At 45.5% G+C, this 21320-nt stretch carries 19 protein-coding genes and 1 pseudogene; 1 reads left to right on the top strand and 19 read right to left on the bottom strand.

What is annotated here, in order from left to right; all coding sequences use genetic code 11:
- Positions 1-37: 37 nt before the first annotated feature.
- Together QNH36_RS08900 and QNH36_RS08895 are read right to left on the bottom strand one after the other, a co-directional pair.
- Positions 38-1708, bottom strand: a complete 1671-nt coding sequence (locus tag QNH36_RS08900) for a DAK2 domain-containing protein (protein ID WP_283905056.1) — start codon at positions 1706-1708, stop codon at positions 38-40.
- A gap of 15 nt (positions 1709-1723) precedes the next feature.
- Positions 1724-2086: an Asp23/Gls24 family envelope stress response protein gene (locus QNH36_RS08895; protein WP_144474838.1), complete on the bottom strand. Its 363-nt coding sequence runs from the start codon at positions 2084-2086 to the stop codon at positions 1724-1726.
- A 293-nt stretch (positions 2087-2379) separates the two neighbouring features.
- Here QNH36_RS08895 and rpmB point away from each other — a divergent pair, with 293 nt between their 5' ends.
- A complete protein-coding gene (gene rpmB, locus QNH36_RS08890) occupies positions 2380-2568 on the top strand; it encodes a 50S ribosomal protein L28 (RefSeq protein WP_023614934.1) in 189 nt (62 codons plus the stop codon).
- A 213-nt stretch (positions 2569-2781) separates the two neighbouring features.
- On the opposite strand, the gene spoVM is transcribed toward rpmB, so the two are convergent.
- From spoVM to QNH36_RS08805, 17 genes and pseudogenes are all read right to left on the bottom strand, one after another.
- Positions 2782-2862, bottom strand: coding sequence for a stage V sporulation protein SpoVM (gene spoVM, locus QNH36_RS08885; protein WP_144475002.1), 81 nt, complete (start codon positions 2860-2862; stop codon positions 2782-2784).
- Positions 2863-2999: 137 nt separating this feature from the next.
- Positions 3000-3647, bottom strand: coding sequence for a thiamine diphosphokinase (locus QNH36_RS08880; RefSeq protein ID WP_251542042.1), 648 nt, complete (start codon positions 3645-3647; stop codon positions 3000-3002).
- Between the two features lie 70 nt (positions 3648-3717).
- Positions 3718-4362 (bottom strand): ribulose-phosphate 3-epimerase, encoded by a 645-nt coding sequence (gene rpe, locus QNH36_RS08875; RefSeq protein WP_283905055.1) that lies wholly within the window; start codon positions 4360-4362, stop codon positions 3718-3720.
- Between the two features lie 3 nt (positions 4363-4365).
- Positions 4366-5247, bottom strand: coding sequence for a ribosome small subunit-dependent GTPase A (gene rsgA, locus QNH36_RS08870; protein WP_251542059.1), 882 nt, complete (start codon positions 5245-5247; stop codon positions 4366-4368).
- 18 nt (positions 5248-5265) lie between these two features.
- Entirely contained in the window at positions 5266-7218 is a 1953-nt protein-coding gene (gene pknB, locus QNH36_RS08865; protein WP_283905054.1) for a Stk1 family PASTA domain-containing Ser/Thr kinase, read from the bottom strand.
- Between the two features lie 5 nt (positions 7219-7223).
- A pseudogene (locus tag QNH36_RS08860) lies at positions 7224-7976 on the bottom strand (Stp1/IreP family PP2C-type Ser/Thr phosphatase).
- Positions 7977-7980: 4 nt separating this feature from the next.
- Positions 7981-9072 carry a dual-specificity RNA methyltransferase RlmN gene (rlmN, locus tag QNH36_RS08855; RefSeq protein WP_144474833.1) on the bottom strand — a complete coding sequence of 364 codons (1092 nt, stop codon included), beginning with the start codon at positions 9070-9072 and terminating at the stop codon, positions 7981-7983.
- A gap of 1 nt (position 9073) precedes the next feature.
- Positions 9074-10423, bottom strand: coding sequence for a 16S rRNA (cytosine(967)-C(5))-methyltransferase RsmB (gene rsmB, locus QNH36_RS08850; protein ID WP_144474832.1), 1350 nt, complete (start codon positions 10421-10423; stop codon positions 9074-9076).
- A gap of 1 nt (position 10424) precedes the next feature.
- Complete coding sequence (gene fmt, locus QNH36_RS08845; RefSeq protein WP_283905053.1) at positions 10425-11369, bottom strand: methionyl-tRNA formyltransferase; 945 nt, start codon at positions 11367-11369, stop codon at positions 10425-10427.
- Entirely contained in the window at positions 11366-11851 is a 486-nt protein-coding gene (gene def, locus QNH36_RS08840) for a peptide deformylase (RefSeq protein WP_283905052.1), read from the bottom strand. The genes fmt and def overlap by 4 nt, the downstream gene beginning before the upstream one ends.
- A 282-nt stretch (positions 11852-12133) precedes the next feature.
- Positions 12134-14548, bottom strand: a complete 2415-nt coding sequence (priA, locus tag QNH36_RS08835) for a primosomal protein N' (RefSeq protein WP_283905051.1) — start codon at positions 14546-14548, stop codon at positions 12134-12136.
- Positions 14545-15756, bottom strand: coding sequence for a bifunctional phosphopantothenoylcysteine decarboxylase/phosphopantothenate--cysteine ligase CoaBC (gene coaBC / locus QNH36_RS08830; RefSeq protein ID WP_144474828.1), 1212 nt, complete (start codon positions 15754-15756; stop codon positions 14545-14547). The genes priA and coaBC overlap by 4 nt, the downstream gene beginning before the upstream one ends.
- Before the next feature lie 153 nt (positions 15757-15909).
- The gene (gene rpoZ, locus QNH36_RS08825; RefSeq protein WP_079508381.1) at positions 15910-16134 is read right to left on the bottom strand and encodes a DNA-directed RNA polymerase subunit omega; all 225 of its coding nucleotides are present in this window, start codon (positions 16132-16134) and stop codon (positions 15910-15912) included.
- A complete protein-coding gene (gmk, locus tag QNH36_RS08820) occupies positions 16135-16749 on the bottom strand; it encodes a guanylate kinase (protein ID WP_144474827.1) in 615 nt (204 codons plus the stop codon).
- A 9-nt stretch (positions 16750-16758) separates the two neighbouring features.
- On the bottom strand, positions 16759-17022 hold the full coding sequence (remA, locus tag QNH36_RS08815; RefSeq protein ID WP_023614949.1) for an extracellular matrix/biofilm regulator RemA: 264 nt from the start codon (positions 17020-17022) through the stop codon (positions 16759-16761).
- Positions 17023-17078: 56 nt separating this feature from the next.
- Positions 17079-17954: a YicC/YloC family endoribonuclease gene (locus QNH36_RS08810; protein WP_144475000.1), complete on the bottom strand. Its 876-nt coding sequence runs from the start codon at positions 17952-17954 to the stop codon at positions 17079-17081.
- Between the two features lie 111 nt (positions 17955-18065).
- Positions 18066-20756: a calcium-translocating P-type ATPase, SERCA-type gene (locus QNH36_RS08805; RefSeq protein ID WP_144474826.1), complete on the bottom strand. Its 2691-nt coding sequence runs from the start codon at positions 20754-20756 to the stop codon at positions 18066-18068.
- Positions 20757-21320: the final 564 nt, after the last annotated feature.

The following is a 21320-nucleotide window of genomic DNA, read 5'->3' as shown; positions in this document are numbered from 1 at the left end:
TATTTGTCCAGCCGGAGATTCTCCGACATCGGATTAATTATTCAATCGCGAAGATGAAGGCGTATAATGGCTGTTCTCCATTATGGACTTCTATCTCAACATCTCCATACTTGCCCTCAACAAACTCAACGATGGAATCAACATCATCATCTGAAGCATCTTCCCCTTTAAGGATGGTCAGGATTTCAGTGTCTTCATCGAGCATCTGGTCCAGCAGGTCCTTTGCTGCTTTAACTTTATCACGATCTTTCAAGACAATTTTCCCATCCGCCAGGCCCATGAAATCTCCGGTTGAGATTTCAAGTCCGTCGATGCTGGTGTCACGAACTGCATAAGTCAGCTGGCCCGTTTTCACATGCTGCATCGCTTCTGACATGGCATCTTTATTTGCGGCAGGATCGGCTGATGGATTGAATGAAAGCAATGCTGTCATTCCCTGAGGCACAGTTTTCGAAGGGATGACTACCACTTCTTCCTCCGCTACCTCGGCAGCCTGTTCTGCAGCCATGATGATATTTTTATTGTTCGGCAGGATGATGACCTTGCGTGCGTTCACCTCTTTGACAGCCTTGATGATGTCCTCGGTGCTCGGATTCATCGTCTGGCCGCCTTCGATCACGGCGTTGGCACCAATGCTGCGGAAAAGTTCAGCAATTCCGGAACCCATCGAGACAGCGACGATTCCATATTCCTGCTTTTCTTTCTTTGGTTCATTAGCCTGTGTGCGCAAAGGTGTTGTCGGTTCACCGACAATATCTGTATGCTGCTGACGCATATTTTCAATTTTCATATTGATGAGGCTTCCGTATTTTTGTCCATATGACAATACATCGCCAGGCTGTTCTGAGTGGATATGTACTTTTACGACCTCTTCGTCGGAAATGACGAGAAGAGAATCTCCATATTTGCTCAAGTCCTGACGGAAATTCTCCTCAGAGAATGTCTCTTTCCCCTCAAGTTTAACCATGAATTCGGTACAATAGCCGAATTCAATATCCTCAGTATTCATGTGGCTCTGGACGCTCTTATGGTGCTCGGCGCTTACAAGCTCAGTCATATTCGGCATCGCAGATGGGGAGTCAGGAAGCTTTTCGCCCTTCAATTCTGCAAGAAAACCTTCATAAACGAAAACAAGGCCTTGTCCGCCGCTGTCTACTACTCCTACTTCCTTTAGGACCGGCAGCAAATCTGGCGTACGATTCAATGAAGCCTTTGCTTCTTTAAGAACCTCTTCCATAAGTCCGTCAATGCTTTCGTGGTTTGGCGCAACTGCAACAGCATGCCTTGCAGCATCTTTGGCCACTGTTAAAATCGTTCCCTCAACCGGCTTCATAACTGCTTTATAAGCAGTCTCCACACCCGCGTTTAATGCAGAAGCAAATTCAACAGCTGTTACAACCGGCTTTGTTTCAATTGCTTTCGCAAATCCGCGGAATAATTGGGACAGGATGACTCCTGAGTTGCCCCTCGCTCCCATAAGCAAACCTTTGGCAAGCGCGGAACCCACCTTCCCGATATGTTCCTGTACATTGTTCTTTACTTCCTTAGCTCCGGAAGTCATGGATAAATTCATATTTGTTCCCGTATCACCATCAGGAACAGGGAAGACGTTCAACGCGTCGACATACTTGGCATTGGCCGCCAAATGGTTGGCACCCTGAATCACCATCTCCGCAAAACGTTTTCCGTCTAGAACATTAATAGACACAAATCTTTCCTCCTCTTACGGGTTCGTTACACGAACTCCTTGAACGTAAATATTGACCGAGTCAACAGCCAGCCCGACTGTTTTATCAAGGGTGTACTTAACCTTTGATTGGACATTGTGGGCAACCTCGGAAATTTTCGTCCCATAGCTCACAATAATATACATATCGATATGTACTTCGTCATTTTCCTGGCGAACGATGACTCCGCGGGTAAAATTCTCCCTGCGCAGGATATCTGTTAATCCGTCCTTGATCTGATTCTTAGAAGCCATCCCGACAATACCATAACAATCAACTGCTGCACCGCCTGCAATTGTTGCAATGACATCATTTGATATATCAATTTGTCCGTACTTCGTTTTTAGCTCGATGGACATGATTCGTTCCCCCTTTGGAAAAATAGCATTATGCTACAGTTATTTTACTATAAGCCAATCAATTTTTAAAGTTATTCTGCACTTCCCTTTATTATTCAGCAAGAATCTGAACTATATGTCAAGGTTTTTTTCTTTATAGCTTTTGCCGGAAGTATTGCAAATGGGAAATTTCTATGATAAATTATTAAAGTATGTCAGAGAAAAGGTTGTCCTGTTTCATTCGCAATTCTGACGATATGCAAATAATTGCAGCAAAAAATAGTAACAGCTCTGTCAGTTAGGAGGGAAATCATATGCCACGTAAATGTGTAGTAACTGGTAAATCAACTCGTTCTGGTAACGCACGCTCCCACGCAATGAACGCTAACAAGCGTACATGGGGTGCTAACCTTCAAAAAGTACGTATTCTTGTAGACGGTAAGCCAAAGCGTGTTTGGGTATCTGCAAGAGCTCTAAGATCAGGTAAAGTTGAACGCGTTTAATTAAAAACCGCAGACTTGCTGCCTGGCTCCAGCAGCCGGAAGTGAGCTGCATGGCATCCATAAAGGGTGCCTTTTTTTATTGCCTGAACACTCACCGTCCGTCCTTCTGTTCATTCTGCCCAATTCATGAAAAAATAATAGCACCCCGTAACCAGGGTGCCAAATGCTTGCATATCGGTTTTCAATCTTTGATTACTCCATACTAAATGGTTTTTAATCCTTCTTAAATGCACCTAACATCGCCCGTACGAGGCCACCCAAAAATCTAGGCAGTTTGATTGTATAGAATCTCATACCGTCCCTCCTCACCATCTCTCGCAAACAGTCTTCTTTCTGTATCCCTATAGTATATTCCCGGGTATACAAAATTTGCTCTTTTCAGGGGAAGAAATCATATTGCTGAAAAGAACCCTGAGCTAAATGAAGACATCTCAATCCTTGCTCCTTACTACTAATAATATGCCTTCGGAAAAAGAAAAAGTACCATGACCTCTAATAAGTTCATTACTAATACATAGTGTCGAGCCCATTGGAATATGACAATCAATTAACGGGTATTTAAAATTTTCAAGTGACAGTCCGGATACAGACGGTGTGATTGGAAGGAAGGAAATGTACTTAAAATCATCATTTGGGTTAACTGTATAGCATCCTGGTTTTTTTATATATAAGATATTCTGGGTATCAATGATCTGGATGTGTACAAAATCATCCTTCTCAAGAGGCCTGACCAGCAGCTGGATATTGGCCATCAAATGGTCAAGGCGCCCCCCTGTCGCCCCGAAAATGGTGATTGACTCCGGGTGCTGGTCAAGGGCCCAATTTAGAGCCAGCTCCATATCTGTCTCATCTTTTTCCGGCTTGAATTTCTTCAGGTCAGCAACCGTCTTTTCAATGTTTTCCATTTCTCCTTCGGAAACGGAATCAAAATCGCCAAATGCTGCTGCGGGATTTAATCCTGCTTCTAATAAATAGAATACACCCCTATCGATCCCGATCCAAACCACGTTTTCCTCTTCATAGAGATGGAAATCTGGTATCATGTACCGCGGTCCACCGGCAACCAAATTAATTCTCATTAAAAAATCTCCTTTGTTTCTGGATTCCACTTATTGAAGAAAAGCCAGCCTCTGCAAGGCTGGCTTTTCTTTATGGTCTCAAGCTGGCGATTGCGGCTTCCCTGTCTTCTTTATTGAAGACTGCTGAACCCGCCACCAGAACATTGGCCCCTGCTTCAATTACAAGCTTGGCTGTTTCCTCGTTCACGCCGCCGTCAACCTCTATTTCCAGGTCTGGATTTAGTGAATCAGCAAGTTCTTTAACCTGCCTGATTTTTGGAAGGACCGAAGAGATGAACTTCTGACCGCCAAATCCAGGATTAACAGACATAAGCAGGACCATATCAACATCCTCGATTATGTGCTTCAGGCTATCAACTGGTGTAGCAGGGTTCAAGACGACGCCTGCCTTGACCCCTGTCGATTTAATCAATTGTATGGTCCTATGCAGATGCCTGCATGCTTCCACATGGACAGTGATATAATCGGCCCCTGCCTTGGCAAATGCTTCGATATATTGGTCCGGGTTCTCGATCATCAGGTGAACGTCAAGCGGAAGCTTTGTAACCGGCCTGATTGCCTCGACAATCAGAGACCCGATCGTGATATTCGGCACGAAATGCCCATCCATTACATCCACATGTATATAATCGGCCCCACCGCGCTCGACATCCTTTATTTCTTCGCCAAGTCGGGCAAAGTCTGCCGATAAGATTGAAGGTGCGATCTTAACCATGATTTAATACCTCGGCTTTCTATCTTTGATTTCTAACAAAAAGTCTTTATAGTGCTCATACCTGTATTCAGGCAGAATTCCTGACTCAACTGCTGCCTTGACCCCACATTTAGGCTCCGCCATGTGAAGACAGCCGCGGAACTTGCAATTCTCACTGAACTCAGCAATATCAGGGAAGCATGAATTCAGCTCTTCCGTTTCAATCTCTGTGAATTCCAGAGAACTGAATCCTGGAGTGTCAGCAACTAGCCCATTGTTAATCGTAATCAGCTCTACGTGCCTTGTTGTATGCTTGCCCCTTCCCAAATGGGAGGATATATCATCGGTTTTCAACTCGAGATCCGGCCTGATTGCATTGAGCAGGGATGACTTCCCGACCCCTGACTGACCGGCAAAGACAGAAATCTTACCTTCAATATGCGGCCTCAGCTTTTCCAGACCTTCTGAAGTTTCAGAGGATGTAAAAATAACCTCATAGCCTGCCTTCCGATAATCTTCTGCATATTCCTCGAGACGTGATTTTTCCTCTTCATTGGTCAAATCCATTTTCGTAATGCAGATGAGGGGCTCAATGTGGTTATACTCAACAAGAACCAAAAACCGGTCGAGCAAGGTTGTACTGAATCCAGGTTCAACAGCAGAAAAAACAAGGATGGCCTGGTCTACATTCGCAATCGGCGGACGGACCAGCTCATTTTTCCGGTCCTTGACTTCCAGGATATAACCTTCCGTGTCATTTTCAGCCTGATAAACCACCTCGTCACCAACAAGGGGTGTAACCTTATTCTTGCGGAAAACCCCCCTGCCGCGGCATTGCACTATACCGTCCTCATTGGCAACATAATAAAAACCGCTCAGCGCCTTGATAATTTTGCCCTCAGGCATAGCAACACTCCCTGTCTGTTAGTCTTCTGGATAATCAACGCTGCCACTGTCAAAGATTTCTCCATCCCGCAGAATTCGATACTCACCCTGTTTGCCAGGCGCAATTAGGAAATCAAGGCTAATCATTGTGTCCTCTGTGATTTCAATCGTATCTACTGGAGCTTCATCTGTATGGTTTACATCATTCATATAGATTTTGAGTTCCTGTGGAACGCCTTCTTCTTTAGGCTGGTATGGTACGTTAATTTCAATCGTCTTTTCTTTCGGAACAGGTTCCGGTCCTTTTGAAATGACGACACTTACCTTACTTCCTGGCGGCAGTTGAGTTCCCGCTTCAGGTTTTTGGGATATAACCAATCCGGCCGGTATGGTATCATGAAAACCCTCCGTACTTTCAACAACAAGCCCAGTGGTGTCAGCATAAAGATCGAGATTTCTCTGGTTGTATTCTTTTAAATCACCCAGAGTTACCAATTCAGGACCCATGCTGACCTTGAATTCCAAAGTTGTGTCCTCGGGGACAACAGACTCCCCACCAGGAGGATATTGTTCCAGAATAGTCCCAGGCTCGCTATCATCATGCTCTTCGGTTTTTTTGATATCTTTGAAGCCTTTACCTTCAAGCAGTTTGACGACATCATCGTAGGCCCTGTCGGTATAATCCGATAACTCTATTTCTTCTTTGCCAGTACTGATATAAAGATCAATTTTATTTCCCTCTTTTATCATCTTACCGGCTTTCGGATTTGTTCTGATGACATTTCCTTCTTCGATCTCTTCATCGCTAATCTCTTTTTTGTCCCCAATAATAAAACCTGCAGACATGAGTTCAGCGACTGCTTCTTCTACTTCCATGCCACTTACATCCGGCACTTCCTTATCCTTTGGCCCAAAAAGATCTGGCCCCATTGTCACCATGACAATACCCGCAGTCAGTATGAGCAAAAACAAAACAGTTAAAATCACTGGCCATTTCTTTTTCTTCTTCTTCACAGGTTTATCCTTTGATGGCTGATCCATGGAGTCTAAAGCATCTTTGCGAATAATGGTTTCATCAAGATTATGATAAGGCCGGTCATTCGTTATGATAGGGATTGCTTTGGTTGCTTCATCGTCCTCAGGAATCACAAACTTGCTCTCATTCAGACGCTTGCTGTCAAGTGCTGTCCTTAGATCATCTTCCATTTCATCGACATTGTCATATCGATGGAAAGGATCTTTCGCAGTGGCCTTAAGCACGATATTCTCTACGCTCTGTGGAATTTGCGGATTCCACCTTTTTAATGAAGGTGTTTCTGATTGAAGATGCTTCAATGCGATCGAAACGGCTGATTCACCTGAAAAAGGGAGTCTGCCTGTCAATAATTCGAACATGACGATCCCGATTGAATAAATATCCGATTTTTTATTTGCCATGCCGCCTCTGGCCTGTTCTGGTGACAGGTAATGCACAGATCCAAGCACAGAATTCGTCTGGGTGATGCTCGTTGCACTCAATGCCATCGCAATGCCAAAGTCTGTGATCTTCACTGTACCGCTGCTGTCTACCAAAATATTATGCGGCTTGATATCACGGTGGACAATATGATTGTGATGGGCATGAGAGATAGCAGATGTCAGCTGCTTCATGATGTCTAGGGCTTCTTCAACAGGAACGGGTGCATGCTGCTGTATGTATTGCTTCAGTGTTTGGCCATCGACATATTCCATCACAATATAGTATAGACCATCCTCTTCACCGACATCATATATACTGACGATGTTCTGATGGGCCAGACTCGTTGCAGATTGTGCCTCTCTATGGAACCTGCGGATGAATTCATCATCATTGGCAAAATCAAGACGGAGCATTTTGACCGCAACATCCCTGTCAAGGATCATATCATGGGCAAGATAGACATTCGCCATACCTCCGCCGCCAATCATATCCTTGATTTTATAACGACCGCTGATTCTTTTTCCGATGATCATATTTTTCACCTGCCCTCGTTGAATTCCTTGTATTCGACGATTGCAAGAGTTATATTATCTTCGCCGCCATACTGATTGGCCCTTTTAATAAATTCTGCCGCTTTATCTTCCAGTGACATATTATTGTCTGTCAGGATGCTTTCCATTTCTTCCTGGCTCACTTTATTGGAAAGGCCATCCGAACAAAGCAACAGCACATCTCACTCTTCATAGATGATGGTCTTAATGTCCATCTCCACTGATTCTTCTGTTCCAAGGGCTCTTAATAGAACATTTTTACGAGGATGATGCTCTGCATCTTCTTTGGAAATTTGTCCGGAACGTACAAGTTCATTGACGAGAGAATGATCCTCTGTCAGCTGTTTGAATCCCGTTTCATTCAGTAAATAACAGCGGCTGTCTCCTATGTTCACCACTGTTGCGAACAGATTCGTGCAAATGGAGGCAACAATTGTTGTGCCCATGCCTTCACATTCCGTATTATTCAATGAATGCTGAAAGATCTCCTGATTCACCTGTACAACAGATTCCTGCAGCCATTGTTCCGCTTCTTCTGCTGTATGTATCAATGCTGACGTTTCCCAGAGAACTTTTAGATGCTGGATTGTCATTTCACTGGCTACATCTCCTGCACGGTGGCCGCCCATGCCATCTGCTACGATGGCAAGGCGCTGTCCGTGAGGGTTCATAAAGATGCCGCCATTGTCTTCATTATGCAGGCGGACCTTTCCCCTGTCTGTCATGAAAACAGCCTTCATCTTGTCACCTCGTCTCTTCTTTTCTTTCTTTTGCCCGAAGTTGTCCGCAAGCTGCTTCAATGTCATGCCCTTGTTCTCTTCTAATCGTTACATTCACTCCGCGGTCGCGAAGAGTGCGTTCAAATTTGAAGATCTGGCTCTTAGGTGTTCTTACGTAATCACGTTCAGGTACATAGTTGACCGGAATCAAATTGATATGGCATTTCAATCCTTTTACCAGCTGGGCAAGCTCTTCTGCGTGCTCAACCTGATCATTCACTCCTCCAAAAAGACCATATTCAAAGCTGATTCTGCGGCCGGTTTTGTTCACATAATATCGGACCGCATCCATTAGATCAGGAAGCTTGTATGCTCGGTTGATCGGCATCAATCTGCTTCGAAGCTCGGTATTCGGAGCATGAAGTGAAATCGCAAAGTTGATTTGCATATTTTCATCCGCAAATTGATAAATCTTAGGAATGATTCCGCTTGTAGACACGGTAATATGGCGCGCTCCAATATTCATGCCTTTGTCATGGTTCATGATTTTCAGGAATGAAAGCATGTTGTCATAGTTATCAAACGGTTCGCCGATCCCCATGATGACAATCGAGCTTACTCTCTCATCTGTCTCATCAAGTGCCTGTTGTACTTTTACGACCTGGGCAACGATTTCTCCTGCTTCCAGATTCCTTTTTAAACCGCCGAGTGTGGAAGCGCAGAATGTACATCCAATACGGCAGCCCACCTGTGTGGTGACACAAACTGAATTTCCATATTCATGCCTCATAAGCACCGTCTCGATCGATACTCCATCATGCAGTTCAAACAGGAATTTGATGGTTCCGTCAGATGATGTCTGCTGGATGATCGTGCTGAGTGTTGTCAGCACAAAATGCTGATCCAGCTTGTCCCTTAAAGGCTTTGACAGATTGGACATATCCTCAAATGATGCTGCTCTCTTTTTGTAGAGCCAGTCATAAATTTGTTCTGCCCTGAATGGCTTTTCTCCTTGTTCCTTCAGCCAGTCTTTCAGTTCGTGCAGCTGAAGTGAATAAATGGATTTCTTGACTGATTCTTGTGTTGCTGGTGTTCTAGTTGATTTTTCCTGTTCCATGTTATTCCACCTTCTTTCTCAAACAAGCAATATAAAACCCATCAGAACCAAAATCCTGTGGAAGAATCTGAACATCGAAGCCATTGATCAATGGCCTGATTGCTTCTGGCATTCTTTCTGCAAGAGTTGGATCTCCCGAGAATTCAGGATGCTCGCGTAAAAATATTTCTATTACTTCCTGGTTTTCTTCCCTGTCTACTGTGCAAGTGCTATAGACAAGCGTTCCGCCATCTTTAAGCAATGGCGCGACAGATTCTAGAAGGCTGAGCTGGATTGATTTCAGCTGACTGAGATCCTGTTCTTTTTTCGTATATTTCATGTCAGGCTTCCGTCTCATTACGCCAAGTCCTGAGCAAGGAGCATCGAGCAAAACTCGGTCAATCGATTCATGCTTGAAATGATGTGCCGCCTCTCGACTGTCCATTTTTTGAGCTTCAATATTTTCAAGCCCAAGACGCTCGGCATTCTGGGCAATCAGCTTGACCTTATGCTCGTGAAGATCCAGTGAAATCACTTTTCCGCTGTTGCCGAGTTTCTCTGCAATATGAGAGGATTTCCCCCCAGGGGCCGCACATGCATCAAGGATTACCTCTTCTTCCTCTATGCCAAGTGCGTGGGCAACTAGCATAGAACTCTCATCCTGAATTGTCAACAAGCCATATTTAAATGCCTTTGAAGATGCAAGATTGCCTCGGAGGCATTTGATGGCTTCAGGCAAGATAGGGCTCGGTTCTACTTCGAAACCTTCTTCTTCCAGCAATTCCAGGCATTCATCACGGGAAATCCGTGTCAAATTGACCCTTCCTGTCTGCAGCGGTGCAGTCAGATTCACTTCACACATTTCCCTCGTCTTTTCAATCCCGAACTGGCCGACCCACCTTCTGACTAACCATAATGGGTGGCTGGTCTCTACTGATATTCTTTCCGCAGGGTCGGTTATCGAATCCAGAGAAGGAAGTCCATTTCGCTGAATGCTGCGGAGAACACCGTTCACCAGGCTGGCAATGCCTTTATGTCCTCGCCGCTTGGAAATTTCGACTGCCTCAAAAATCGCTGCCCTGTCTGGTATTTTATCTAAATACACCATCTGGTAAACGGTCATGCGAAGCAGATTGACCACCCAGGTTTGCAATTTCTTATTTTTCTCGATAAATGGCTTAAGGTAGAAATCAAGAGTCATCTTACGCTGTAAAGTACCATATACCAATTCAGTCAGCAAGCCGACATCAATCGGACTGATTTCATTTTTTTCAATCGCATTGTTCAGGAGCAAATTGCTGTAAGCCTGGTTCTTTTCAATCGTTTCCAGGAGCTGCACTGCCGCATCCCTGACATTCTTCTTTTTACTCATTTCAGTCTCCTAACCTGACGCCGGTCTCTAAGTTCGACCCTGCCCCAAGCAGGAATTGCTTAGCGTCCATCTTTTTCTTGCCAGCTGGCTGGAGCTCTGTAATCTTAATAGCTGTTCCATCTCCGGTTGCCACTATAAAACCGTCAGCTTCAATTCTGACGATGGTCCCGGCTTGTTCGCTTCCTTTATAATCCACCTTCAGGGAATTCCATATCTTCACCACTGCACCTTCCATTGTCGTATAGGCAACCGGCCAGGGATTCATGCCGCGGATATGGTTATAGATTTCGTGTCCTGTTTTTGTCCAGTCGATTTTCTCCTGTTCACGCTTGATATTCCAGGCAAAAGTCGCCTCGTCATCATTTTGCGGGACAGGAGTGATCTCCCCGTTCAATAGCTTTGGAATCGTCTCAGATAAAAGATCTGCTCCAGCAGGGCTCATTTTATCGTGCAATGAACCCACTGTATCTGTTTCCGTGATCGGAACTTCGACTTGTGTCAATATGTCCCCTGCGTCCAGCTTTTCAACCATGTACATAATCGTGATTCCCGTTTTCTTTTTTCCTTCGATGATTGCGTAATGGATTGGTGCACCGCCGCGCAGTTCGGGCAACAACGAAGCATGGACATTGATACAGCCAAACTTTGGTGCCTCAAGCAGCTGATTTGGCAAAATCTGTCCAAAGGCCGCAGTGACGATTAAATCTGGTTCAAGCGCGAGGATTTTATCCAGTTCTTCCTTTTGGCGGATTTTTTCCGGCTGGTAAACAGGGATGCCATGTTTCAGCGCTTCCGCTTTTACAGGAGGCGGAGTCAGGACTCGTTTTCTGCCAACAGGGCGATCAGGCTGCGTGACGACACCGACCACCTCGTAACCTTCCTCTACCAGTCTTCGCAAAACCGGTACTGAAAAGTCTGGAGTTCCCATAAATACGATTCTTGTCATTCCTGGTTCAACTCCTCTAAATCAGCTTCTTCCATATATTTTGACACTTTCGTGGTAAATAACACACCGTGCAAATGGTCGATTTCATGGAGGATTGCCCTTGCTAAAAACTCCTCTGCCTCGACTTCGAAGGTCTTTCCTTTCCGGTTTTGGGCCTTCACCTTCACATAATTCGGTCTGGTTACCTCTCCGTATAATCCCGGGAAGCTCAAGCACCCTTCCGGCCCGGTCTGCTCGCCACTGGTTTCAAGAACTACCGGGTTGATCATCTCGATTGTTCCATGCTCATCATCGATGTCGACAATCGCAATCTGTTTCTTTATATCTATCTGAGGGGCGGCGAGACCGACTCCATCAAACTCGATCATTGTATCGTACATATCATCCAGCAGTTTGGCCAGCTTTTTATCAAAAACGGTGACTTTTTCACATTCCTGCTCCAATATTTCTGCCGGGTAGGTTACTATTTTTCTTACTGCCAAAATAAATCCTCCAATAACTCCATTTGAATATAGTATTAGCTTGTTCAATCAGCTTTTACTGTAAACTTTCATGTTTCCATAAGGCACTTTTCTCAAACTTTGTTGCTAATGCCTAAAAAATAGAATTGAATTACCTAAAATTATTCACATAAATATCAACTATTATGAGAAAAGAGCTTGCAAACTTAGTACCGACATACAAAACAGCTATTATCACGTTAAAATCGGCTTTAAGATTTTAACAACAACCATTACGAAAACAGCCTTCCATAAAATGAATCATTACATCAGGATGTAAGGGTTCAGGTCGACAGAAATCTGCAGCCCGCCTGATCCCATTTCCTGCTGGTAATGGTCCAGTATGGTTTTTAGCGTAGTGCTAAGCTCTGGTTCCTTTTTGTATTTTATCAAACATTGATAACGATATCTATCATTGATGCGAGGGATCGGTGACGCAACCGGCCCGAGGACCACTGAATCCTTCGACAATCTGGAAGTGATGAATTTGGCGATTTTCTCGGTGACCGATACGACCTTCATCAATTCTTCATGACTGACCGTAACAAGGGACAAATAATAAAACGGCGGATATTGATGCACCTTCCGCATCAGCATCTCCTGTTGGTAAAACCGGTCGTAATCCTGGCTTCCTGCCAGCTCAACACTATAGTGCTCAGGTGTATAAGTCTGGATAACCACCTCACCTGGAAGCTTGTGCCTTCCAGCACGCCCGCTGACCTGGGTCAGAAGCTGGAAAGTTTTTTCTGAAGAACGGAAATCCGGGAGGTTCAGCATCGTGTCTGCCGAAAGCACGCCTACAAGCGTGATATTGGGGAAATCAAGCCCCTTGGCAATCATTTGAGTCCCCAATAATATATCTGCCTGTCCTTCCTGGAAAGCAGTCAGCAGCTTCTCATGGGACCCCTTTCGACCAGTCGTATCGACATCCATCCTGATGACTCTCGCTTCAGGAATGAGCTTGAGCAGCTCTTCTTCCACTTTTTGGGTGCCTGTCCCGAAATAACGGATATGTTCACTATTGCATTCCGGGCAAATAGTCGGCACTCTGTCTTCATATCCGCAGTAATGGCATTTCATCTGTTCATTGTACCGGTGGTAGGTCAGCGTGATATCGCAATGAGGACAATTCATCACGTATCCGCAATCACGGCACATGACAAAAGACGAATGTCCGCGCTTATTAAGGAATAGGACCGTCTGTTCTTTTCTCTCAAGCCGGTCTTTAATTTTTTCAAAAAGCTTTACTGAAAACATCGAGCGATTGCCAGTTCGGAGCTCTTCCCGCATATCAACGATTTCAACCTCGGGCAGTGCCTGGTTGTTCATCCGTTTCGGAAGTGTCAGCAAAGTGTATCGCCCTTTTTGCGCCCTTGCAAACGATTCGAGTGATGGTGTGGCGCTGCCAAGAACGACCGGACATGCATAGGTTTTAGCACGCTGAATCGCAACATCCCTGGCATGGTAGCGTGGATTTTCTTCCTGCTTGTAGCTTGTTTCATGCTCTTCATCAATGATGATGATGCCAATGTTTTCGAATGGAGCAAAAATCGCCGATCGTGCCCCTACGACTACTTTGACTTCCTTGCGTTGGATTTTCCGCCATTCATCATATTTCTCACCTGCAGAAAGGCCGCTGTGCATGACAGCAACAAGGTCTCCGAACCGCTCCTTGAAACGAGTGACCATTTGGGGAGTCAAAGAGATTTCTGGCACAAGCACGATTGCTTCCTTTCCTTTGCGCAACACTTCCTGGATCGACTGCAAATAGATTTCCGTCTTGCCGCTGCCTGTGACTCCATATAAAAGGAAGACTTCATGATGCTCCTTTTCAATCGAAGATAGAATTGGGCTGATTGCTTTTTCTTGCTCAGCAGTCAATTCCAGGGCAACCTTCCTTTCAAATTCCCTTTCTGCGTAGGGGTCTCTGTATACCTCCATCTCTTCGGCTTTCAGGATTCCCTTCTTGACGAGTGATTGAACCGATGCCTGGGAAATTCCAAGAGTGGTGAGAAGCAGCCTCTGTTCCACAGGCTCAGGATGCTTAAGGAAGAAATCAATCACAGCCTGCTGTCCTGACGCTTGTGATGAAAGCTTGGCTCTTGCTTCTTCCAGCTGTTCCGAACCAATCGCAGGATAAATATGCTTAAGCAGTTTTTTGCGCACCCGGTCCTTCACTTGGTAGACAACCTCAACCCTGCCGGCAGCCGCTTCCTTCTGCAGCTGCTGGACAAGCCCCTGTGCGACGGCATCTTCCCATTTTAGCTCACTATTATTTAGAAAGAGTTCGGCAAGATTTTTTGGCAAGCTGTTTAATTCGGTCCCTTTTGCCAGTACAATCTTTTTCTCGTATTTTGCTTTTAATGCAGCTGGCAGCATTGCCTGGTAAGAGGAAATTTTATAGCTTAATGTATGTTCTGTCAGCCATTCCCCCAGCTTCAGAAGCTCCTCATTCAACACCGGCGTCAAATCCAGCGGTTCAACGATGGAACGCAGCTTTGAAAAACTCGACTGGTCTTTGAGCTCCGTAACAAAACCTTGAATTTTCCGCGGGCCAAAAGGCACGATGACCCTTGTTCCGGGCTTAATGACCTCCAGGAACTTATCGGGAATTTTATAGTCAAATGTTTTGTCCGTCTGCTTTGCAGGTACATCGACAATAACACTGGCTATATTCATTGGCTTTCATCCTTTTTTAAAAGGAAGACGACTTCTGAGAGGATCCGGCGGGCAACCTCAGTTTTGGCCATGAGAGGCAATTCGTTCTTACTGCCGTCTTTCTTGTACATGGTGACAATATTCGTATCGGCACCGAACCCGGCACCTGCCTGTTTTACGTCGTTTGCCACAATCATGTCAGCATTTTTCCGGGTAAGCTTGCCCATAGCATGCTTTTCGATATCATTGGTTTCCGCTGCAAATCCAACAATGACCTGAGCTGCTTTTCTTTGCCCTAGTTCAAAAAGAATATCCTGCGTCCGTTCTAGCTCGAGTGCCTGGTCGCCTTCTTTTTTCTTCATTTTTTCTTCAAAAGTATATTTAGGCCGGTAATCTGCTACGGCAGCAGTTCCGATCAGGACATCCGTTTCCGCGAAATTTTCAAGTGCGGCGTTGTACATCTCTTCGGCACTTTCAACTTTAATCAGCTCTGCTCCTTTTGGCGGAATAAGGGAAACCGGGCCGGAAACAAGGATGACTTTAGCCCCCATCTTTACCGCTTCACCGGCAATCGCATAACCCATTTTTCCGGTTGAATGATTGGTCAGGAACCGGACTGGATCGATTTTTTCCCTCGTTGGCCCCGCAGTAATCAAAACAGTCTTACCGGAAAGTTCCCCGCTTTCTGTTTTGAAAAACTGACTGGCGCGCTCTACAATCGTCTCCGGTTCCTCCAGGCGGCCTTTCCCTGTGTATCCACATGCCAGATAGCCTTCACCTGGTTCAATGAATTCATATCCAAAGCTCCTGAGCGTTTCCATATTCTTTGTCACGGCCGGATGCTGGTACATATGCACATTCATGGCCGGAGCTATCCATACCGGAGCAGTCGCCGCCAGCAATGTTGTCGAAATCATATTATCGGCAATTCCGTTTGCCAGCTTGCCGATGATGTTGGCAGTAGCCGGGGCAACGATAATCAGATCTGCCCAATCCGCTAAATGGATATGCGCGATATTTTCAGGATTTTTTTCGTCGAATGTATCGGTATAAACCTCACTTCTGGACAACGCCTGGAACGTGAGCGGAGTGACAAATTTCGCTGCTGATTCACTCAGGATTACTTTTACCTCTGCGCCAGCCTGGGTCAGCTTGCTTGTCAGCGCAGCGCCTTTATATACAGCAATCCCGCCGGTTACGCACAATAGAATCTTTTTACCGTTCAGCATGTCAGAGAACCCCCATTTTATAACAATCTATCATTATGATAGAACTATAACATTTTTTCACTTAATAAGCATGAAATAGGCAAGATTAATCCACTTCAAACTTTTGAAAAACAAAAAAAATAACAACCCAATAAATAGGTTGTTATCGCGGTGTTATTCGTTGATATTGAGCTCTTCGTGGCTTCCGGCTGTTTTGAAGTGAAGCTTTTCAGCGTTGATTTCTTCAAGTGCTTTTCCAACGAATTTGTTGGAAACATACTTGTCGATTTTCGGGTCCATATGAACCTGCATGCTGCGTGCACGCTTGGCTGCAACAGATACCAAAGAATATTTCGAATCAATTTTTGTCATTAAAGAATCAATAGAAGGATAAAGCATTTAATCTACCTCCAGCATTTTTTTATAACGATGTTGAACTCGTTCCCTGCGGCAGTGCTCAGCTACGACAATCGATTTGACACGTGCGGCTGCTCTCTCGACCTGGTCGTTTTCAACAACATAATCATATAATTCCATCATTTCAAGCTCATCTCTTGCAGCTTTCATCCTGCCTTTGATGATATCCTCCGTCTCAGTGCCCCTAGTCACGATCCGGTTCTCCAGTTCTGAAAGGCTGGGCGGCGCAAGGAAAATGAACAGGCCTTCGGGGAATTTCCTCCTTACCTGGCTCGCTCCCTGAACTTCTATTTCAAGGAAAACATCTTTCCCTGCATCAAGAGTTTCACGGACGTACTCAACAGGAGTGCCATAGTAATTGCCTACAAATTCTGCAAACTCAAGCAATTGGTCCTCCCTGATCATCTCTTCAAATTCTTCCCTTGTTTTGAAGAAATAATCTACTCCATTCCGTTCTCCTTCCCGCGGAAGCCGCGTTGTCGCGGACACAGAGTATTCAAAAGCGGTATCCGGCTGGGAAAACAACTCTTTCCGGACCGTTCCTTTACCAACCCCGGAAGGTCCTGAAAGCACAATCAACAATCCTTTTTCCTGCATGAACACGTCCTACCCTTCATCAATAATATCATCTCTGTCATTCAAGCGGTGTGCCACTGTTTCCGGCTGTACCGCAGAGAGAATGACATGGTCGCTGTCCATGACGATGACAGCCCTGGTCCTTCTTCCATATGTAGCATCTATTAAAGATCCACGATCACGTGCATCCTGGATGATCCGTTTAATCGGAGCTGATTCAGGACTTACGATTGAAATGATTCTGTTTGCTGAAACAATATTGCCGAAGCCTATATTGATAAGCTTAATTGCCATGATGGTCCCCCAATCATCAGTTAATTATTTTGGCCCTGCAAGGCCCTTTCTAAACGCTACTCTATATTTTGTACTTGTTCCTTAACCTTTTCAAGGAGGCTTTTCATCTCGACAACTTCCCTGGCAATCTTTGAATCATTCGCTTTGGATCCAATCGTGTTGACCTCTCGGTTCATTTCCTGAAGCAGGAAATCCAGCTTCCTTCCCAGCGGCTCATCCACCTTCAGGATTTCGGTGAATTGGCAAACATGACTTTCCAGCCTGGCAATTTCTTCGCTTATATCTGCTTTATCTGCAAAAAAGGCTGCTTCTGTCATGATCCTGTCATCCCCTGCATTGCCTTCCATGAAATCAGCCATCTTCTTTCTTAGCCTCTCACGGTACTGGTCCACAACATCGGGAGCAAATTGCTTAACACGCAAAATATGATTTGACATCAGACTTATATATTGCAAGACATCCTTGTGAAGGGCTGCACCTTCAAGCCTGCGCATTTCTACAAGCTTAAGGCCGGCCTCTTCGACTGCAGATAGAACAAGCAGATCCAGCTCCTCATTCTCTGCTTCCCTTTCTTCAATATGGATGATGTCCTCCCTGCTGACAATATCACGGATTTCTAAGTCTCCAGCTAAACTGTACCTGTTTTTAATTTCGGATATGTTATCGACAAATTCGTCAAGGGCCTCCCAGTCAATATGTACCCTTCGGCTGACGATCCCTTCGCCTTCCAAAGTGACAAATACTTCGACTCGCCCTCTTTTAATATGTTCGCCAAGTTTCTTCTTGATTTTTTCTTCTGTTTTCAGGAGCTGCCGCGGCATTCGAATATGAAATTCACAAAAACGGTGATTGACCGTTTTCACCTCAACCGTGACACTGCAACGTTCAGATTCTGCCTTGCCCCTGCCAAACCCAGTCATACTGACGACCATTCCAGACACATCCAATCTCTCCAAAAAGTCGAGTTTCCTGTTGACCCATGGAACGGGTAATATATGTAAAAAAAAAGAAAGGCAATAGAGTCTTCTCTATTACCTAACGGATTATATCATATTTCTCTTTGTTTTTCTTGCAAAAAATGTTCCGGCAAGCAAAAATGTTGGAACGGCAGATAAGCCTATAATCAACAGCCAGTCAGTCAGCAGGATCGGGACAGTATGGAAGATTGGCTGCAAGACTGGTGAATAGATGACTCCAAGGACCATAACCAGCGAAGAGATTACTGCCCAAACCAAATATTTGTTTCCAAATGGATTACGGGCAAAGATCGATTTTTCGCTTCTGCAGTCAAACACATGGATCAGCTGCGCCATGACAAGTGTTGTGAAGGCAATCGTCTGGGCGTAGATGAGTTCATCCGGGTTCCTTTTATATACGACGATGAATGCGATCAATGTCATCAGTCCAATCAAGAAACCACGGGAAACGACCTTCCACCCTAACCCGCGCGAAAAGACACCTTCCTTAGGATGACGAGGATTCCTCTTCATCACATCGTCCTCGGGCTGGTCAAGACCTAGAGCCATTGCAGGCAGGCCATCTGTAACCAGATTCACCCAGAGGATTTGAATCGGAACGAGCGGCAGCGGCAATCCCATGATCATTGCGAATAGCATGACCAAAATCTCGCCAACATTCGAGGCAAGAAGATAGCGGATGAACTTCCTGATATTCTCATAGATATTCCGGCCTTCTTTGATAGCTGCTTTGATGGTGGCAAAGTTATCGTCCAGGAGTACCAGAGATGAAGCTTCTTTCGCTACATCGGTACCCGTGATTCCCATCGCCACACCGATATCCGCCGCTTTGATGGCCGGTGCATCATTAACTCCATCCCCAGTCATCGCGACGATATGCCCTCTGTTTTGCAGTGCCTTTACGATTTTTAATTTATGCTCCGGTGATACTCGGGCAAAGACCGAAACATCGTCTACGATATCCTCGAGCTCTGAAACTGACATCTCGGATAACGCTTTGCCTTCTATCACTTTGCTGTCTTTTGATAAAATCCCCAGCTGTTTAGCGATCGCCTTTGCTGTGATGACATGGTCACCAGTAATCATGACGGTTTTGATTCCTGCATCCCGGCATTCTTTTACAGCCGTTTTCACTTCGGGGCGAGGCGGATCGATCATTCCCTGCAGCCCGATGAAGGTCAAGTCTTTTTCAGCTTCGTTTTCATGGAGGATCACCGTCCCCTGAGGAATTGGCTTGAACGCGATTGCAATAGTCCTTAATGCGTTACCTGCCAATTCATCAATCGCTCCCTGGACTTTTGCACTCAATTCCTTCGTTAACCTTTGCTGCCTTTCATCCCAGAGAATGGATTCACTTAGTCCAATCAGGACATCCGGTGCTCCCTTTACAACAGCAAACTTTCTGCCTGTTTTATCTTTAACAATCATGCTCATCATTTTCCGTTTGGAATCGAAGGGAAACTCATTGACAATTTCAAATTGCTCGAGCAGGAGGTTTTTCCTAAACCCTGCTTTCATCGCGGCAACCAGCAGTGCCCCCTCGGTTGGATCACCATCGATGGTATACTCCCCTTCTTTCTCAATCATCTCGGCATGATTGCAAAGCATTCCGAAGGTCAGCAGCTGCTGAAGTGATTTTTCTCTCTGTGGATCAATGCTTTTGTCTTTATGGAAAAACAATCCTGTCGGGGAATAACCAACCCCATCAACTCGCCAGGTTTTGCTGCCGCTCCATAAATGGGTCACCGTCATTTTGTTTTGCGTCATCGTTCCCGTCTTATCCGAGCAAATGACAGATGCACAGCCAAGCGTCTCCACTGCAGGTAATTTCCGCACGATTGCATTCTTTCTGATCATCCTCTGGACACCCAGTGACAATGCAACGGTTACGATGGCCGGAAGACCCTCTGGAATCGCTGCCACGGCCAGGCTGACTCCTGCAAGGAACATGGTATACAGATCATGGCCTTGAAGAACACCAATCCCAACAACGAGCAATGTCAGGAAGAGCGCTGCTGTTATCAGGATTTTCCCTAACTGTTCAAGTCTGCGCTGCAGAGGTGTTTCCTGTGCTTCAGCGGTTTGCAGCAAATCAGCAATTTGCCCCATTGCCGTTTTCATTCCCGTAGCAACGACCACCCCGGTACCGCTTCCTCTTGTGACCATCGTGCCCATGAACGCCATATTTTCCATATCGCCAAGTCCCGGATTCGGAATCCTTAATGGTGTGGTGCTTTTCTGAACCGGAACTGATTCACCAGTAAGTGCTGACTCTTCAATCTCAAGACTCCAGGATTCAATCAGCCGAATATCCGCGCCAATCCTGTCCCCGCTTGAGAATTTCAGGACATCTCCTGGCACGACATCCTTTGAAGGAATCTTCACCCATTCCCTTTCCCTTAATACATGTACCTGAGGTGCAGAAAGTTCCTTTAAGGCATCGAGTGACTTCTCCGCCTTCCTTTCCTGGAAAAATCCCAGGATGCCATTAACCAGTATGATGGCAATGATCGCTATTGCATCAACCATCTCACCAAGAAGGCCTGATATTAACGTTGCCGCTAAAAGGACTAGCACCATAAAATCCTTGAACTGGCTGAAGAATAATAACAGGGCGGATTGCTTTTCGCCTTCCGCCAGAGCATTATACCCATGCTGATCACGTCTGCGTTTTACTTCCTTTTCATCCAATCCTTCTGTAAAATCTGTTCTTAAGGCACTAGCAATTTCTTGTTCATTCATTTCATGGAACTTCATGGGGCCATCACACTTCCTCCTTGTTTGTCCTACTCTAAAGAAAGCTTATTCAGCCCTGTCCAAAAAAATGATAAGATGTTTGTAGATATAAAAGCGGAAGCGCCTTGGTCAGCCCCGACAAGCGTTGGAGGGCCGACCAGTGAAGTCGCTCTTTGACTTCATTGGGCGGACCGAAACGTCTCGAGGGGCTAGGCGCTGGAGCTGGATAAAGAAAAGCGAAGGCGACTGTCCAACTCCGACAAGCGCTGGAGGGCCTGACAGTGAAGTCGTTCTTTGACTTCATTGTCAGGACCGAAACCGAAAAGTATAGCCGACTGTCCAGAAACGCAGAAACTGGAGACACCGACAAAGAAGCGCTTTTTGCTTCTGCCGGCGGAGTTGAAGTTTCGGAGTTTCTAGGAGGCGACACTGGACAAGCGTCTCGAGGAGTTAGGAGCCGTAGCTGGACAATATAAAAGCGGAAGCGCCTTGGTCAGACCCGACAAGCGTTGGAGGACCGACCAGTGAAGTCGCTCTTTGACTTCATTGGGCGGACCGAAACGTCTCGAGGGGCTAGGCGCTGGA

The sequence above is a fragment of the Mesobacillus sp. AQ2 genome (genome assembly GCF_030122805.1).
GTDB classification, from domain to species: domain Bacteria; phylum Bacillota; class Bacilli; order Bacillales; family Cytobacillaceae; genus Mesobacillus; species Mesobacillus oceanisediminis_A.
The sequence above is the reverse complement of the archived record's forward strand: the minus strand, read 5'-3'. Positions and strand labels throughout refer to the sequence as shown.

What these genes read in the sequence shown, in the direction of transcription:
- fmt (WP_283905053.1), bottom strand. Translation starts at nt 11,369, where the DNA reads ATGACAAGAATCGTATTTATGGGAACTCCAGACTTTTCAGTACCGGTT.
- spoVM (WP_144475002.1), bottom strand. Translation starts at nt 2,862, where the DNA reads ATGAGATTCTATACAATCAAACTGCCTAGATTTTTGGGTGGCCTCGTA.
- QNH36_RS08810 (WP_144475000.1), bottom strand. Translation starts at nt 17,954, where the DNA reads ATGGTCGTCAGTATGACTGGGTTTGGCAGGGGCAAGGCAGAATCTGAA.
- rpmB (WP_023614934.1), top strand. Translation starts at nt 2,380, where the DNA reads ATGCCACGTAAATGTGTAGTAACTGGTAAATCAACTCGTTCTGGTAAC.
- QNH36_RS08880 (WP_251542042.1), bottom strand. Translation starts at nt 3,647, where the DNA reads ATGAGAATTAATTTGGTTGCCGGTGGACCGCGGTACATGATACCAGAT.
- priA (WP_283905051.1), bottom strand. Translation starts at nt 14,548, where the DNA reads ATGAATATAGCCAGTGTTATTGTCGATGTACCTGCAAAGCAGACGGAC.
- rlmN (WP_144474833.1), bottom strand. Translation starts at nt 9,072, where the DNA reads ATGGAACAGGAAAAATCAACTAGAACACCAGCAACACAAGAATCAGTC.
- QNH36_RS08805 (WP_144474826.1), bottom strand. Translation starts at nt 20,756, where the DNA reads ATGAAGTTCCATGAAATGAATGAACAAGAAATTGCTAGTGCCTTAAGA.
- rsmB (WP_144474832.1), bottom strand. Translation starts at nt 10,423, where the DNA reads ATGAGTAAAAAGAAGAATGTCAGGGATGCGGCAGTGCAGCTCCTGGAA.
- rpe (WP_283905055.1), bottom strand. Translation starts at nt 4,362, where the DNA reads ATGGTTAAGATCGCACCTTCAATCTTATCGGCAGACTTTGCCCGACTT.
- rsgA (WP_251542059.1), bottom strand. Translation starts at nt 5,247, where the DNA reads ATGCCTGAGGGCAAAATTATCAAGGCGCTGAGCGGTTTTTATTATGTT.
- coaBC (WP_144474828.1), bottom strand. Translation starts at nt 15,756, where the DNA reads ATGCTGAACGGTAAAAAGATTCTATTGTGCGTAACCGGCGGGATTGCT.
- pknB (WP_283905054.1), bottom strand. Translation starts at nt 7,218, where the DNA reads ATGATCATCGGAAAAAGAATCAGCGGTCGTTATAAAATCAAGGATATG.
- rpoZ (WP_079508381.1), bottom strand. Translation starts at nt 16,134, where the DNA reads ATGCTTTATCCTTCTATTGATTCTTTAATGACAAAAATTGATTCGAAA.
- QNH36_RS08895 (WP_144474838.1), bottom strand. Translation starts at nt 2,086, where the DNA reads ATGTCCATCGAGCTAAAAACGAAGTACGGACAAATTGATATATCAAAT.
- gmk (WP_144474827.1), bottom strand. Translation starts at nt 16,749, where the DNA reads ATGCAGGAAAAAGGATTGTTGATTGTGCTTTCAGGACCTTCCGGGGTT.
- remA (WP_023614949.1), bottom strand. Translation starts at nt 17,022, where the DNA reads ATGGCAATTAAGCTTATCAATATAGGCTTCGGCAATATTGTTTCAGCA.